Genomic DNA, 14,953 nt, shown 5'->3' on the forward strand with positions numbered 1-14,953 from the left:
GCCCCCTGTATCATTATCTCAACATTGAAAGGTGAATGGATGACTGTAAAGGAGGAAAAGAAAGAGAAGAAAGAGAAGGCTGTCGACGAGGTCGAAGAGCTAAAGAAGAAGCTGGAGGAGTCCGAGAACAAGTCCGGCGAGTATCTCCAGTTGGCTCAGAGGCTACAGGCAGACTACGATAACTTCCGTAAGAGGACTCAGCGTGAGAACGAGGAGTTCAGGACCTTCGCTACAGCAGGCCTAATTACGGACATGTTGTCGATAGTGGACGATCTGGATCGCGCTCTCGAACACGCGGACGGAGAAAACGATTTCGTGATAGGTGTCAGAGGTATACGCCAGAATCTGATGAAGGCCCTCGAATCCAAAGGACTGACAGAGATTCCTACAGACGGGAAATTTGACCCTAATTGCCACGAGGCACTCTGTGTCGTCGATGGTGATGAGGATGGGAATATCGCAGAGGTATTCCAAAAGGGGTATCGCCTTGGGAACAAGGTACTCAGGTACTCCAAGGTCAAAGTGACCAAGAAAAAACAAGAAGAAGAAAAAATAGAAGGTGAGTAAGATGTCAAGAATAATCGGTATCGATTTGGGAACAAGCAACTCTGCCGCCTCTGTTATGGAAGGCGGAAGGCCGAGCATGATCCCTAGCGCAGAAGGAGCAAGCGTTGGAGGGAAAGCTTTCCCCTCATATGTAGCATTCACAAAGGATGGTCAGCTTCTTGTCGGAGAACCCGCAAGGAGACAGGCCGTAACTAATCCAGACGGTACGATCAAGAACGTGAAGAGGAAGATGGGAACATCCGAGAAGGTCGTTGCACTCGGTAAAGAGTACACCCCTCAGCAGATCTCCGCATTCATCCTCCAGAAGATCAAGAGGGATGCTGAGGCATATCTCGGTGAGACCATAGACAAGGCAGTCATCACCGTACCTGCATACTTCGATGACAATCAGAGGCAGGCAACGAAGGATGCTGGTGCGATCGCAGGATTGGATGTCGTACGTATCATCAACGAGCCGACGGCCGCAGCACTCGCATACGGTCTCGACAAGGGTAACACATCACAGAAGATCCTCGTGTTCGATCTCGGTGGAGGAACACTCGATGTCACGATCATGGACTTCAGTGACGGAGTCTTCGAGGTCATGTCCACATCAGGAGATACCAAACTCGGTGGATCCGATATGGATGAGGCTCTCACCAAATACGTCATCGGGGAATTCCAGAAGGAATCCGGAATCGATCTCACGAAGGACAACATGGCGTTCTGGAGGGTACGTGAGGCATGTGAGAAGGCCAAGATCGAACTGTCCACAACGATGCAGACCGAGGTCAACCTTCCGTTCATCGCATCCGATGCAAGCGGACCGAAGCACTTGGTCCAGACGATCACACGTGCAAAGCTCGAGGAGATCGTGACACCGATCGTATCACGCTGTAAAGGCCCGATCATGCAGGCATTGAATGATGCATCACTTACAGTCGATAATGTCGACAAGATCATCATGGTAGGTGGACCTACGAGGATGCCTATCGTGCAGAACTTCGTCGAGAGCATCGTAGGACCGAAGATCCAGCGCGGTATCGACCCGATGGAGTGTGTCAGTATGGGTGCAGCTATCCAGGGAGCAGTCCTCTCCGGAGATGTGAAGGATGTTCTCCTTCTCGATGTCACGCCGTTGTCACTCGGTATCGAGACACTCGGTGGAATCTCTACGAAGCTCATCGACAGGAACACGACGATCCCAACGAAGAAATCACAGGTCTTCTCGACCGCACAGGACAATCAGCCCTCTGTCGAGATCCACGTGGTCCAGGGTGAGAGGGAGATGGCCGCCGACAACACATCACTCGGCAGATTCACTCTCGATGGAATACCCCCAGCACCTCGCGGTGTACCTCAGATCGAAGTGACCTTCGATATCGACGCGAACGGTATCATCAACGTCTCTGCAAAGGACAAGGGTACTGGTAAAGAGCAGAAGATCACGATCGCATCATCCAACAAGCTCTCGAAGGAAGAGATCGATGAGATGGTCAAGCAGGCTGAACAGTTCGCAGATGCGGATAAGAAGAAGCGTGAGGAGATCGAGGTCAAGAATCAGGCTGAGACAGCAATCTACTCAGTGAAGAAGACACTCGATGAACTCGGTGACAAGGTCACGAACGAGGAGAGGTCGAAGGTCGAATCCGCGATCAGCGATCTCGAGAACGCTGACAAATCCGGAGATGCGGCAGAGATCAAGAAGAAACTCGACGATCTCTACAAGGCTATGGAGCCGATCTCGCAGAGGGTCTACCAGCAGGCTGGAGAACAGCAGCAGGGCGGATGCAACTGCGGTGGCGGTGCTCAGCAACAACAGCAGAGTCAGGAATCTGATGCCAAGAAATCGGACGGGGACTTCGTCGACGCCGATTATAAGATAGTGGACGACCAGTGAAGAATATGCCAAGAGACTACTACGAAGTATTGGGTGTCGAGAAGACCGCAACGCCAGACGAGATAAAGAGTGCCTACCGTAAGTTGGCACGTCAATATCACCCGGACGTATCCAAGGAGCCGAAAGAGGTCGCTGAAGAGAAGTTCAAGGAGATATCCGAGGCGTACGAGGTCCTGATGGATTCCGAGAAACGTAAGATGTATGATCAGTACGGTCATGCAGGTGTCAACGGGCAATTCGGACAGGGCGGATTCAGCTGGGGAGACTTCACTCACCAGGACGATATCAACGATATCTTCGGGGATATCTTCGGATCCATCTTCGGTGGCGGGTTCGGTAGGCAACAACAGCGTACCGGGCCCCGCTCCGGGGATTCTCTCAGATACGATATCGAGATATCTCTCGAAGACGCGTTCAAAGGGAAGGAGGTCGAGATCACTGTACCGCACACCGTCAACTGTACTGAGTGTAACGGCACGGGGGCCAAGGGCGGTGTGACGGAGACCTGTAAGCAGTGTGGCGGAAGAGGACAGATCCAATCCATCAAGAGGACGCCTTTCGGTCAGATGTCATCGATATCCGAGTGTCCGAACTGTAATGGTACGGGACAGTCCGCTAGAGAGAAGTGTCCGTCATGTCGCGGACAGGGGCGCATCTCCAAGAAATCGAAAATCTCGGTCAAGGTGCCTGCAGGTATCGACGATGACCAGAGGATACGTGTCGCTGGTGCCGGTGATGCAGGTTATCTCGGAGGAAGGCCCGGAGATCTGTTCGTGGTCGTACATCTGAAGGAGAATGCCATGTTCCAACGTGATGGTTCCAACCTTTGGACCGGTGTGACCACGACATATCCGAAACTCGTTCTCGGAGGAGAGGTTCAGATCAATACCATAAATGGTGAGGCTGTCATGCTGAAGATCCCTGCTGGTACGCAGGTCAACTCGGTCCTGAGGATGTCTGGATTGGGTATGCCGAAGATCAACAGTACCATGCGCGGAGACATGTTCGTCCGCGTCAGGATCGATGTCCCTAAGAAGGTGTCTGAGATGGAGAAGGAACTTCTGAAGAAACTCGACGATACGGCAGGTACTTCTGAGAAGAAGACCGGAAGGAAGAAGAAGATCTTCGGATGAAACATCTTACTGCCCTACTGGGCAGTGGTCCTCTCGACCATCAAGAGAGGCTCATACTCACTTTTGTGATAACTATTAATGTTCTGTCGTATTACTGCAACCGATGAGCGGAGAAGAGGTTGAATTTACATGCCCCAAGTGCGGAAAGGTCGCAGAACTTAGATCCGGCTATGAGACATCCGTCATATGTTCTGATTGCGGAGAGACCAAGATCATAATGAATTTCCTATCGAATGGAGACATAGAGACGGTCACTTCGGATACAGGCGAGTATTATGAGCTGGAACCGTCTGTGAGAAGCGCATTGAAGGCTGTGGGTGAAGCCACCGATGATCTTGCGAAGGTAGATGCATTATCATTACTTTCGGACAGATACAGCGAAACGGGGAGGGAGATCAAGGCCGAGGACCTTGCCAAGGAGGTCCTTTCGCTCATGCTCAGACTTGCCAATGACGGGGATGAGCGGATGCGTGCGAGATACTTCAACCAGGTATCCATCTGTGCTGCATTCGCCATAGCACGTGGTGATAACAAGGAAGCCATGGACATCTACTCCAATGGCTTGGATCAGGTCGGTGACAGTAGGACGGTGGAAGTAGCCTCAATGAAGGTCAACTACGGTTTCATATGCATGATGAGGAAGGATCTCATCAATTCCGAGAAAGCATTCAAGGAGGCATTGGAACTTACCAAGGAATGTTTCGCTAGAGGTGACGTCGGTGATGATCCATATCTTCTCGCAACGATATACGATTCGCTCAGACTCATTGTCTCCAAGAACAACAGGATGCAGGAAGCGGAAGAATACATGTCATCCGCATTGGAGGAGAGGAGAAGGCTCCTTAAGACGGCACCTATAACATCGGCAAGGCTCATCGAATTGGCCGACTCAATGGGGTTCGTAGCAGAATCGGAGGAGAGGAAGAACCATCCCGAGGAAGCATCAGCACTTATGGATGAGGCTGTGAACATCATTAAAGGGTATGAAGGGCACAAGGATGCATATGCGTACGCATTATTGAACCGTGCGAAATACCGTCAGACGAAGAGTCCAGAGATCCCAGAGGGATTCCTTGAGGAGATGAATGTGATCATCCCTGCATTGGATGCCGTGGCGATCAAGGACAAGAGAACATGTGAGAATCTGGCGCAGGCATACATGTTCAGGTCGATGACGCGCGATCCGAACGATTACGATGATCTTCTGGATGATTTGAAAGGCGCATATGACAATCTCTACACAGTCGCTCAGATGGGGGACGTCAACGAGATGTTCCTGATGTCCGTTGCGCACTCATATCTTGTATTATTGAACATGAAGGATCATGACAGGGCCAAGGAGGTCCGTGAGGAACTCATGGAATTGGGAATATCGCAAAGTGATCTGGACAGAGCATCCAGAGGCACGATCGGTAATGTGAATTCCAAGAAGACCAAGATAGACATGTTATCCTCACAGGCTGCCAAACCGATACCTGGAAGAAGGTTGAGAAGACAGATCAAACATAAGGAGTGATGGTTTTGAGATTCGTTTATTTCGTTGGTACAGCGGGAAGCGGAAAGAGCACACTGGTCAAATCATACAGGGATTGGCTTGGTAACAACGGCATCGACTGCATGACGATAAATCTCGATCCCGGAGTGGATATGTTACCGTATGACGCGGACATAGACATCAGGGAATGGGTGGCTTTGGATGAGGTCATGGGAGAGTATAACCTTGGACCGAATGGAGCACAGATCGTTGCAGCGGATCTGATGGCTGTAAACATTAAGAAGATCACGGATTTGTTGGATGGTGTCAGAACGGAGTACGTATTGGTGGACACGCCGGGTCAATTGGAGCTGTTCGCATTCCGTGAGTCATCGAATGTCATCGTAGAGGCATTCGGTAAAGAGAAATCGATGGTCGTGTATCTTTCCGATCCCATGCTCTGCAAGACATCGAATGGTTTCGTATCTAATATGGTGTTATCATCACTTGTTGAGTTCAGACTTCAATTGCCTGTGATCAATATACTGACCAAGGCGGATCTCATGAAGGATGAGGATAGGGACAGGATGATCTCGTGGTTCGAGAATTCCGACTCGTTATATGACGATCTCTTGGACAACGATGCCAATCCTCAGACCGTCGTTGGCATGGAGCTGTTCAAGGCAGTGGAGAGTGTTGGTATATTCGGACAGATACGTGCTGTGTCCGCAGTGGAGAATACGGGATTGGAAGAGATCTATTCCGCCACACAGTTGGAATTCTTCGGCGGAGAGGATATCGATCCCGAGGATAATGATTGATACCAGCATATAATGGGATTCCGAGAATCTATCTCGGGACCCCATCGATATGTGTTCATCCGAACATATATGCTGGAGCCTGTTTGACCTTGTTCCTTCCGACTTCCAAGACCTTCTCTTTAGCCTTTATGAAGTCGGACATCGTGATGCAATCACGACCATCCCTTATCGTCAGCATACCTGCTTCTGTACAGATGGATTTGATCTCCGCACCAGACACACCTTCTGTGGCCTCAGCGAGATTCCTTGCTGATATGTCGCCTTCGATGTTCATGTGTGCGATGTGGATCTTGAATATCTGTTCCCTTCCATCGATGTCAGGGAGTCCGATCTCAACGATACGGTCGAATCTTCCCGGTCTCAATAATGCGTCATCGAGTATATCGGGTCTGTTCGTTGCACCGATGATCTTAACATTGCTCATCGGAGTGAATCCATCCAATTCGGAAAGGAGTTGCATGAGTGTCCTCTGCACCTCTCTGTCCCCGGATGTGGCTGAATCAAGCCTCTTCGCACCTACAGAATCCAATTCATCGATGAAAACGATGCTTGGAGCTTTCTCTTTCGCGAGTTCGAACAGTTCACGGACGAGCCTTGCACCCTCTCCGATGTATTTCTGTACGAGTTCCGAACCCACAAGTCTGATGAATGTGGCTTGGGTCGCATTCGCGACAGCCTTTGCCATCAGGGTCTTACCAGTTCCCGGTGGACCTACGAGCAATACTCCTTTAGGCGGCTCTATACCGACCTTGGCATAGAGTTCAGGTCTGAGCAACGGATCCTCCACGGCCTCACGCAATTCGAGGAGTTGCTTATCAAGACCTCCAACGTCGGAGTAGGTGATGTTCGGTTTATCGATGATCTCAGCACCTGTGACGACAGGATCCAAAGATTGTGGAAGGACATTCATCACTGCAAGTGATTGTTTGTTGAGTGAAACCCTTGCACCTGCGATAAGGTCCTCCTGCGCACAATATGTGGATACGCCGACGACGAAATCAGGTCCTGTGGTGCTTTTCACTACCACGCGGTTGTCCGGAAGGACATCCTTCAGCGTACCGATTATCAGCGGAGGGGTCTTCATCCTTTCAAGTTCAGACCTCACCTTAGTGAGATCCTTCTGTGTCCTGAACAATTCACTTTCTGCGAAGCGTTTGTCGTTCTCCGCATTCTGAAGGTCCTCCATAAGTCTGACATTTTTCTCTTCGAGAGTCAATATCTTCGCTTTCAATTCGGACGTCAATTCATCGGCCTGAAGATCACCCATGATATCACCGTTCTAGCAACGGTCTATCCGTAAGCCATTATAATAGTATTGCTAAATCCCCGATGTGTATGACCGTAGTATTAAATTACAAGTTGGCACATAGGTGAGGTCATGATCTGTGAAATGTGCGGCAAGGAAGTGCCGGTCACAAAACCGGTATTCATCGAAGGTACCAAGCTCGAAGTCTGTCCGAATTGTTCTAAGTTCGGTGATGAACGCAGGGGTTCGCCTACAAGAGGGTCAGCACCTGCTCCAAGTGCACAGGTCATTGAACAGAGGCTCCAGAGACGTGAGCAGCGCATGCAGGTCAAGGACGTCTATCGTGGTTCTGAATCGGTCGAACTGATCGATGACTATGGCGGCGAGATAAGGAAGGCCCGCATTGCCAAGGGCATGGATCTCGAGGAGTTCGCAGCCTCTATACTTGAGAAGAAAGGTACACTCGCAAAGATCGAATCCAATGACCTCGTGCCTGATGACAAGATGCTCAAGAAGCTTGAGAAGGCATTGGACATCAAACTTACAGAATCCGTATCGACGGGCGGAAGGATCGGTGGCGGTCAGAACACCAAGATGACGCTGAGCGATTTCATCAAGAAGAAGTGATTCACTTCTTCGATACCGCGGCATATACGCGGTCGGTCAGATGACCTATATCGACACCGACATCCCTGAGTATGATCAGTCCTGCGGCAAGGATGTCGATGTTCAATCCTTTTTGAAGTGCGTTGGCCGCCGACATGAAATCCCTCTTATCCATATGGGCATCTATAGCTTCGGAGATCAACAAGGGTAGTAGATTCTCGGGCACCGGCCCTTTCTTAGGGGGTTCTTTCTTGGGAGTCGTAACAACTTTCGATGATCTGATGCTCTCCATCAACGATTCGGATGGCCTATATGCCACAGGCACATCCACATCTGATAATTCGAACGAAGCTTTGAGATATTCACCATTCTTCTTGAATATATCCGATCTGATGAGTATATCCAATAGTTTCTTGGCGTCACCGTACGGCATCCAGTGGTAGTCCATGGACATCCCCATCAGGAATTCGTTCTCTGCGACCACTGTCTTCCCTTTATTCCTCAAGAAGGCCGCTGCACAAACGGTGAGTTCACTCGTCATCGACCTTGCAGTGTCTCATAAGATAATAATCCGTCGCACAGTTCTCCGATAACGACACAGTTTTATCGGATGTGTTGTTCACTACTAATAGAGTAATAAGGATATGGGGCGCTTGTAAATACAGTAAGCTTTATAAGTAAGACCCTAATATCTGACATACTCCGGTATGGTGAACTATGAAGTACACTAGGTTTGAGAAGGCAAGGATTATCGGTGCAAGAGCGCTTCAAATTTCGTTCGGTGCACCCGTTCTCGTAGATGTTCCAGCAGGTATGCTGGATCCAATCGACATCGCCATGCTGGAATACGATAAGGACTTGGTCCCTATCACAGTCATTAGAGAATGAGGTTTACACATGAGTGAAGCGGAGAACACCGACTTATTGGTCGCAGAGGATATCTATCTGACATCCGGCGTACACATCGGCACACAGCAGAAAAGCGCTGACATGAAGGATTTCATCTACAAGGTCAGGCAGGATGGACTTTATGTCCTTGACGTCAAGAAAACGGACGACAGGATCAGGGCAACGGCAAAGTTCCTTGCACGTTTCGATCCCAAGAGAATCCTCGTTGTATCGGCAAGGCAGTATGGACAGAGGCCTGCAAGAGAATTCTCAAAGGCAATCGGAGCACCCGCATTCGCAGGTCGTTTCGTCCCTGGAACGCTCACAAACCCTATGAACGCTGGATTCGTTGAGCCCGAGGTCATCCTCTGTACCGATCCCGCAGCAGACAAACAGGCACTCAAAGAGGCAATCGATATCGGAATCCCGATCATTGCAATGTGCGATGCAAACAACGAGACAAGGAATGTCGATCTCGTCGTCCCTACGAACAACAAGGGAAGGCGTGCACTCGCATGCATCTATTGGGTCCTTACAAGGGAAGTACTTCTCGCAAGGGGAGACTTGAAAGATCCTGCTGACTTCACAATGGAAATCGAAGATTTCGAATCCAAGCTTTGAAGTCAGAGCACACAAACTTTTTCCTTCTCAAACCATATTTTCATTCTATGAGGTATCCTGCAGTTGCTGGGAAATTCTATCCAGCAGATAAATCAGCATTAAAGGAAAGTATCTCTGGTTGTTTTCGCCACGAGTTGGGCCCTGGGGAAATAGGCAGTTCTGATGATAAAAGGATGATAAAAGGTGCGCTCGTCCCTCACGCAGGATATTCATGTTCCGGTATGAATGCCGCCCATGCCTACAGAAAGATCGCAGAGGATGGGTTGCCGGATGCATACGTGATCATCGGTCCGGATCATTACGGGATACCTTTCGATAGTGCGTTATGTGATGAACCTTATCTCACACCATTCGGGGAATGCGATGTCGATCTTCGTATCATAGATAAGCTGTCAGAGGACATCCCTGTGGTAGCAGAGGCACACAGATTCGAACATTCGATCGAGGTGGAAGTACCGTTCATCCAATATATCGATCCAAATGCAAAGATCGTTCCGTTGATAATGAGCGATCAAAGCATCGAATCTGCCAAACGTATCGGGAGATTGGTACGTGAGGCATGTAAGGGTATGGATGTGATCGTGATAGCATCGAGTGATATGTCCCATTATGTTCCCAAACCGATAGCATCTGTGAACGATCACGCGTTGATCGATCGCATCTGCTCTATGGATATCAACGGGATATACGATGTGATAAGAAGTGGTGTCACTGCTTGTGGATACGGCCCCATCTCAGCGATGATCGAAGCGATATCTCCTGCAAACGGCAAGTTACTTTGTTATTCCGATTCATATGATGCATTGAATTATCAAAAGGAATCCGTTGTCGGTTACGCTTCGGCGATATTCTATTGAATCTGATATGTGATAAATTATATTTCCAAGGATTTGCATGAGATATCTATCATGACAGATAACAGTGATCTGAAATTTTGCGTCCATTGCGGTGCTGAATTAGATGATGGGGCTATGTTCTGTAAGAGTTGCGGTGCGCAGGTCGAAAGGTCTGATGCTCCAGTAACTATGAATCCATATGCTTCTATGAAAGAGAACTCGATGAATAACCGTTTGAAGGTCATCGGTATTTGTTGCATCGTCTATGCGGTGCTAGCAATCATCGGAGGTATCGTATTCCTAGTGTCCATCGATTCGTTAATGGAACAGGTGATTACGGATCCAAGTTGGCCTGAAACGGCACAACAGCTCATAGACATGGGTGTTGTAACAGATTTGGCTGGTGCGGAGAGTTTTATGAGAGATGTATTCACCTACATGGGTTATTTCGGTGTGATCATCGGCATAATTACCATCATTCCAGCATACTCATGCTTCACAAAGAAGGCATACATACCCGGTCTGGTGGGAATGGTGATTTCCACAGCCTTATCCGCCGCTTCAGTAATAGGATTGATCATAGGTGTGGTGTTCGTAGTACTGTATTGTTCGTGTAGTGACGCGTTCAAGAAACAAACATTTTGAGAGAGCAACCCTCTCTCATTTTTCTTCCTTTAAATAGGATATTTGTCAGACAATATTTATTCAATAAATGTTCTAGTGCTAAGCATGGATGATGATGACGGGACCCATATTTTCTGTTCGAATTGTGGGAAGGAGCTGTCAAAATATTACAAATACTGTCCAGAATGCGGCATAAGGATAGTTTATGATACCAACATCCATGATTTTAGACCATTATTCCACACATCATCCGAGATCAGGCTGAATTGGGTGACGGTACTCCTTGGGATGTATGGCGTATTCTCGATACTATTATCGGTACCAGAGTTATTCTTCTCAGATAATGTTGCGGATGTCATCAAGTTCCTTGCCGGTCAAGAGCGTTGGGATGAGATCATCAAAACACTGGGTATTACGAGATTGGATTTCGTGCTTTCGCTTCAGAACGTTGGAGCATGCCACCTGATAACCGGCGTGTTCTCTCTGATGTCCATGTATCTTTGTCTTCACCGCTCACATTTCGTCTGGGCATTCTCTTTTGCATTGGCCTCTTCATTCACGATATTGATCGGCCCTCTATTCGTACCAAGACTTGAAAATGCGATAATAATGTTCATTTCGGTCGCACAATTCCTGATAGGTGTGGCGATATCCGTCATACTCTATACTTCGCGCGATCAATTCTCGGATTATGAATTGTTGTGATGGGGCATAGAGCCCCATCGGTTCAGATTATCTTAAGATAATTCAGATTGGGTTCGTACACCAACCCCTTATCCATGAGTGCGCTGGAGAGTTCTTCAACCTCTGTTTCCGTGATGCCTTCGGCCTCCGCACGTCTCTTGATCTCATCGACAGGAACACCACGTGAGTCATTGTCGAGTTCCTGCAATATCCTCAGTATGATGTCCTCTTTGCTTTCGGCATCGTTCCCGAAGTCCGAAGATTTCAACGAATTGTTGGGGATGTCGATCTCATCGGGTATGTCACTCTCATTCTCTGGAAGTCCGAAGTCAACCTCATTGTTCGGCAACAGGAATCTGAGTGCGGTCTGTATGATCTTCAGATATCTTGACGAATCAGGCACACCATAGGTGTCGAGTGCCATCGTGATGCTTTCGGCATCATGATCATCGAATCCCATCTGCTTGAGCGAATCCACACTTGCATTCGGATCGGAAAGTGCCTTCTTGATGTTGAGCAGCCTCTCCCATAATGACTTGGACGCATCGAGCATCCATGCATAACGTTCCTCTTCTGTGATGTTGACGATACGCTCGGGACGTATGGATATGAACACACGACCATCATTCGAGGTGTATGTCCTCACCTTGCCGACGACAGCGACAAGCGATGGCGTCTCCAACGTTGCCATGGTGGCGGCAGCCTCAGGTTGGTACCTACCGACACTTATGTAGTAGTTGCCGGTCGGGTCATTGATCCTTCCGTTCCAAAGAGGTTCATCCTCTGAGCCTTTGTTCTCCACTTCTGTGAGCACACCAGCGATCATGACTCTGTTGATCATCGCACCGAGAGGGCTCAATACGTATGTCGGTGATTTCTCATCATTCCCTTTCCTCTCTATCGTGGATGCTGTCAATTCGCCAGGGAATATTCTCCACGCAGCTTCTCTAGCCATCATATTTTAGCCTCCACTTCTTTGAGGAGTTTGGTCGCTTCCGCCTCGATATCCACCTTGTCGGGTTCTGCCTCGGTGACGATCATCGTAGGGCCGAAGTCATCTATCTTGACATTGCCACGTATCTTTATCCTCTTCATAAGGATCTTTGGAGCCATCTCTGTAGCGACCATACCAGGGCCGCGTGCCTTTGAGAGGTCGATGGCCATTTTTAGCGTGATATCAGTAAGTTTTTCAGTTATATCGCGGTTCATTATCGCACTTATCGAACCCGTTCCATCATCTACGGAGAGTTTCATCCTGAGGTCGGGGATCGGTTCGTCCTGCATCCCGTGCGCAGAACACCCTGTATCAAGTATCGAACGGTTGCAGATGGGGCATCTCTTGATCAATCCGCTACCTGCCTTTATGTCGACGACCGTACCTCTGAGCGTGATGTCCAATCCGCCTCCATTCTTGAGTATGTCCCCGATCGTCCTTTCTGTGCTTGTTCCGATGGCAGTGTCATCGAATGTATCATCCACTCTGCAGACCTCACATCTGTCCCCGAGGTTCAATTGGGGTATGCCTTGCCATGAGCGAATGTACGCGTTCTTGACGCAGACGGTCTCTCCTTCCTTCAGACCATAATCATTCCATGCGGAGAACTGTATCTTGCCGGTGTCATCGGCGATTAGTCCGGAGTATACTGTCTTCGGTTCTCCTTTCACTGTCACCTGTCTTGATTCAGATGTGAGTATGCGTCCTGTGACTGTGACGCTTCCTGAATTCTCCTTTATCTCTCCGATCTTTATCTCTGAAACAGAAAGGGAGAGATTCCTTTCTGGAAGGTCGATCTTGACATCATCGGCCCTTGTTATGGTGCCCCTCTGTCCTATGTTTATCTGGACCTTATCGTTCCATTTCCTTGTATAGCACCCATTGAATCTGTAGACCGCTCCCTTCTCGAGTTCCGGAGGGTTCTCCCAGACGGTGAACGATGCGCTACCGCTCTCGTCACCGATTATCCCTGATGATATGTTCTTGGGCACGCCCTTGACGGTGATATCTTTCTTCTCAACGTAGACCACCTTGGCAACGATATTGACATTGGGTTCGTTGCCTGTGAGATCACCGATCTTCTTCTCCTGCGGGGTCGTATCCTCGGATTGCATATCGTTGATGACATCAACCTTCACATCCGACCTCTCTACAGCTCCCTTCTGTCCGAGATTCAGTTGTACCCTGTCATTCCATTTCTTCGAATAACAGCCTTTGAATCTGTACGTCTCACCTTTTTCGAGATCGGCATTACCATCCCATATGGTCAAGGATGTCTTTCCGGTATCGTCACCAATGAAAACGGAAACGATCTTCTTCACCGAGCCTCTGGCGTTGATCTCTCTCTTCTCGGAGGTGAGCACCTTCGCCACTATGTCCACATTCTGTTCGTTGCCTGTGAGATCACCGATCTTCTTGACGACCGCATCGGCGGTAACGAATTCGATCGTCGGTCCACCGTGCTTCCTGATAATCCCTCTCTTAGCTTCTTCTGGGGACATACGGTATGTCTCAGTGTATTTTCTGAACTCCTTTATGAGTTCCTCATCGTCGACTTTCTCATTCAGCACCCTTTTGATCTCTTCTATGTGGGGTGTTATTTCTTCAATCTCCATTGTATCGACTCCTTTCAGAGAAGCATTGTGCTATGCTCGATACCGCTTTGCATTTATCAATATATAAAGAATTTTGAGGGGTCGTCGATTTATATCCGATCGGTTTAATCGCATCCATAGACTAGGTGTGAACATGGTGGGGTACAGACTCGTCGCCACTGATCTTGACGGTACTCTTTTGGGTGTCGATAAGAGGCCGACCAAGGGCGTGGTCGATGCACTAAGACGTGCAAATGAACAGGGCGCACATATTGCGATAGCATCCGGGAGGATGACATGTACGCAGAGGGATCTCATCAAAGATATGGGGTTGGATTGTTCGATCATATCTTACAACGGTTCCGTAGTCGTGCAGGAGGATGGTTCTTCTGTTGAGATCGATATCGATGTCGACATTATGAGGGACGTGATCGGATATTGCTATGATCACGGACGTTATGTGCAGACATACCATGGTGATACGATCCTCACGGATCGTGACAGCCCCATGCTCAGGAGCGATATGGATTCAAGATCCGCCGAGATACGTTTCGGCGATCTTCTGAAGATGGATCTCAGTCCCGCACCTAAGATCGTGATAATCGCCGATCCATCGGAGACATCAGGGATAATCGATGATATTTCTGCGATGCACCCATCCTTGTCTGTCACACAATCCAGCGCATATGTCATAGAAGTGATGCCGAAAGGCGTGGATAAATCACACGGACTCAGGATGGTATGCGAGCACCTCGATATCGATCGTGAGGACGTCATCGCGTTCGGCGATAACAAGAACGATATCGCGATGATCGAATGGGCTGGTACGGGTGTTGCGGTGGCGAATGCCGTTGATGAATTGAAGGATGTCGCCGATATAGTATCCAAGGGCGAAATGTCCGATGGCGTACAAGAGATACTGGACAAATACTTCTCATAAGGGGCCGATAATCGCGTTCGATCGTTGAATCCATGAACGATTACG

At 48.8% G+C, this 14,953-nt stretch carries 16 protein-coding genes; 12 read left to right on the forward strand and 4 right to left on the reverse strand.

What is annotated here, in order from left to right:
• Window positions 1–39: 39 nt before the first annotated feature.
• The 5 genes from ACI2NF_RS03150 (at window position 40) to ACI2NF_RS03170 (ending at window position 5,874) form a co-directional block, all read left to right on the forward strand.
• Window positions 40–567: a nucleotide exchange factor GrpE gene (locus ACI2NF_RS03150; RefSeq protein ID WP_400211054.1), complete on the forward strand. Its 528-nt coding sequence runs from the start codon at window positions 40–42 to the stop codon at window positions 565–567.
• 1 nt (window position 568) lies between these two features.
• A complete protein-coding gene (dnaK, locus tag ACI2NF_RS03155; protein ID WP_400153049.1) occupies window positions 569–2,446 on the forward strand; it encodes a molecular chaperone DnaK in 1,878 nt (625 codons plus the stop codon).
• Between the two features lie 5 nt (window positions 2,447–2,451).
• Complete coding sequence (gene dnaJ, locus ACI2NF_RS03160) at window positions 2,452–3,579, forward strand: molecular chaperone DnaJ (RefSeq protein ID WP_400151395.1); 1,128 nt, start codon at window positions 2,452–2,454, stop codon at window positions 3,577–3,579.
• A 103-nt stretch (window positions 3,580–3,682) separates the two neighbouring features.
• The gene (locus ACI2NF_RS03165; RefSeq protein WP_400211055.1) at window positions 3,683–5,095 is read left to right on the forward strand and encodes a hypothetical protein; all 1,413 of its coding nucleotides are present in this window, start codon (window positions 3,683–3,685) and stop codon (window positions 5,093–5,095) included.
• Window positions 5,096–5,100: 5 nt separating this feature from the next.
• Window positions 5,101–5,874: an ATP/GTP-binding protein gene (locus tag ACI2NF_RS03170; RefSeq protein WP_177971787.1), complete on the forward strand. Its 774-nt coding sequence runs from the start codon at window positions 5,101–5,103 to the stop codon at window positions 5,872–5,874.
• Window positions 5,875–5,929: 55 nt separating this feature from the next.
• Here the strand turns inward: ACI2NF_RS03170 and ACI2NF_RS03175 are convergent, their stop codons facing one another.
• Window positions 5,930–7,141 carry a proteasome-activating nucleotidase gene (locus tag ACI2NF_RS03175; RefSeq protein WP_177971786.1) on the reverse strand — a complete coding sequence of 404 codons (1,212 nt, stop codon included), beginning with the start codon at window positions 7,139–7,141 and terminating at the stop codon, window positions 5,930–5,932.
• Between the two features lie 111 nt (window positions 7,142–7,252).
• On the opposite strand from ACI2NF_RS03175, the gene ACI2NF_RS03180 reads away from it, so the two are divergent.
• The gene (locus ACI2NF_RS03180) at window positions 7,253–7,747 is read left to right on the forward strand and encodes a multiprotein bridging factor aMBF1 (protein ID WP_400146160.1); all 495 of its coding nucleotides are present in this window, start codon (window positions 7,253–7,255) and stop codon (window positions 7,745–7,747) included.
• 1 nt (window position 7,748) lies between these two features.
• Here ACI2NF_RS03180 and ACI2NF_RS03185 read toward each other — a convergent pair whose 3' ends face one another.
• The gene (locus ACI2NF_RS03185; RefSeq protein ID WP_400150471.1) at window positions 7,749–8,267 is read right to left on the reverse strand and encodes a DUF2240 family protein; all 519 of its coding nucleotides are present in this window, start codon (window positions 8,265–8,267) and stop codon (window positions 7,749–7,751) included.
• 176 nt (window positions 8,268–8,443) lie between these two features.
• Between ACI2NF_RS03185 and ACI2NF_RS03190 the strand changes: the two genes are divergently transcribed.
• The 5 genes from ACI2NF_RS03190 (at window position 8,444) to ACI2NF_RS07420 (ending at window position 11,400) form a co-directional block, all read left to right on the forward strand.
• On the forward strand, window positions 8,444–8,614 hold the full coding sequence (locus ACI2NF_RS03190) for a DNA-directed RNA polymerase subunit K (protein WP_177971784.1): 171 nt from the start codon (window positions 8,444–8,446) through the stop codon (window positions 8,612–8,614).
• 9 nt (window positions 8,615–8,623) lie between these two features.
• Window positions 8,624–9,235, forward strand: coding sequence for a 30S ribosomal protein S2 (gene rpsB, locus ACI2NF_RS03195; RefSeq protein WP_177971783.1), 612 nt, complete (start codon window positions 8,624–8,626; stop codon window positions 9,233–9,235).
• Window positions 9,236–9,282: 47 nt separating this feature from the next.
• Window positions 9,283–10,092, forward strand: a complete 810-nt coding sequence (gene amrB / locus ACI2NF_RS03200) for an AmmeMemoRadiSam system protein B (RefSeq protein WP_400206731.1) — start codon at window positions 9,283–9,285, stop codon at window positions 10,090–10,092.
• Window positions 10,093–10,143: 51 nt separating this feature from the next.
• Window positions 10,144–10,716, forward strand: coding sequence for a zinc-ribbon domain-containing protein (locus ACI2NF_RS03205; protein ID WP_400150469.1), 573 nt, complete (start codon window positions 10,144–10,146; stop codon window positions 10,714–10,716).
• An 84-nt stretch (window positions 10,717–10,800) separates the two neighbouring features.
• Window positions 10,801–11,400: a zinc ribbon domain-containing protein gene (locus tag ACI2NF_RS07420; RefSeq protein WP_400152573.1), complete on the forward strand. Its 600-nt coding sequence runs from the start codon at window positions 10,801–10,803 to the stop codon at window positions 11,398–11,400.
• A 22-nt stretch (window positions 11,401–11,422) separates the two neighbouring features.
• On the opposite strand, the gene ACI2NF_RS03220 is transcribed toward ACI2NF_RS07420, so the two are convergent.
• Both ACI2NF_RS03220 and ACI2NF_RS03225 read right to left on the reverse strand, forming a co-directional pair.
• The gene (locus tag ACI2NF_RS03220; protein ID WP_400151387.1) at window positions 11,423–12,337 is read right to left on the reverse strand and encodes an RPA family protein; all 915 of its coding nucleotides are present in this window, start codon (window positions 12,335–12,337) and stop codon (window positions 11,423–11,425) included.
• Entirely contained in the window at window positions 12,334–13,989 is a 1,656-nt protein-coding gene (locus ACI2NF_RS03225; protein ID WP_177971778.1) for a hypothetical protein, read from the reverse strand. The genes ACI2NF_RS03220 and ACI2NF_RS03225 overlap by 4 nt, the downstream gene beginning before the upstream one ends.
• Before the next feature lie 133 nt (window positions 13,990–14,122).
• On the opposite strand from ACI2NF_RS03225, the gene ACI2NF_RS03230 reads away from it, so the two are divergent.
• Entirely contained in the window at window positions 14,123–14,908 is a 786-nt protein-coding gene (locus ACI2NF_RS03230; RefSeq protein ID WP_400195857.1) for a Cof-type HAD-IIB family hydrolase, read from the forward strand.
• Window positions 14,909–14,953: the final 45 nt, after the last annotated feature.

The organism is Candidatus Methanarcanum hacksteinii, assembly GCF_964305265.1.
GTDB lineage: Archaea > Thermoplasmatota > Thermoplasmata > Methanomassiliicoccales > Methanomethylophilaceae > Methanarcanum > Methanarcanum hacksteinii.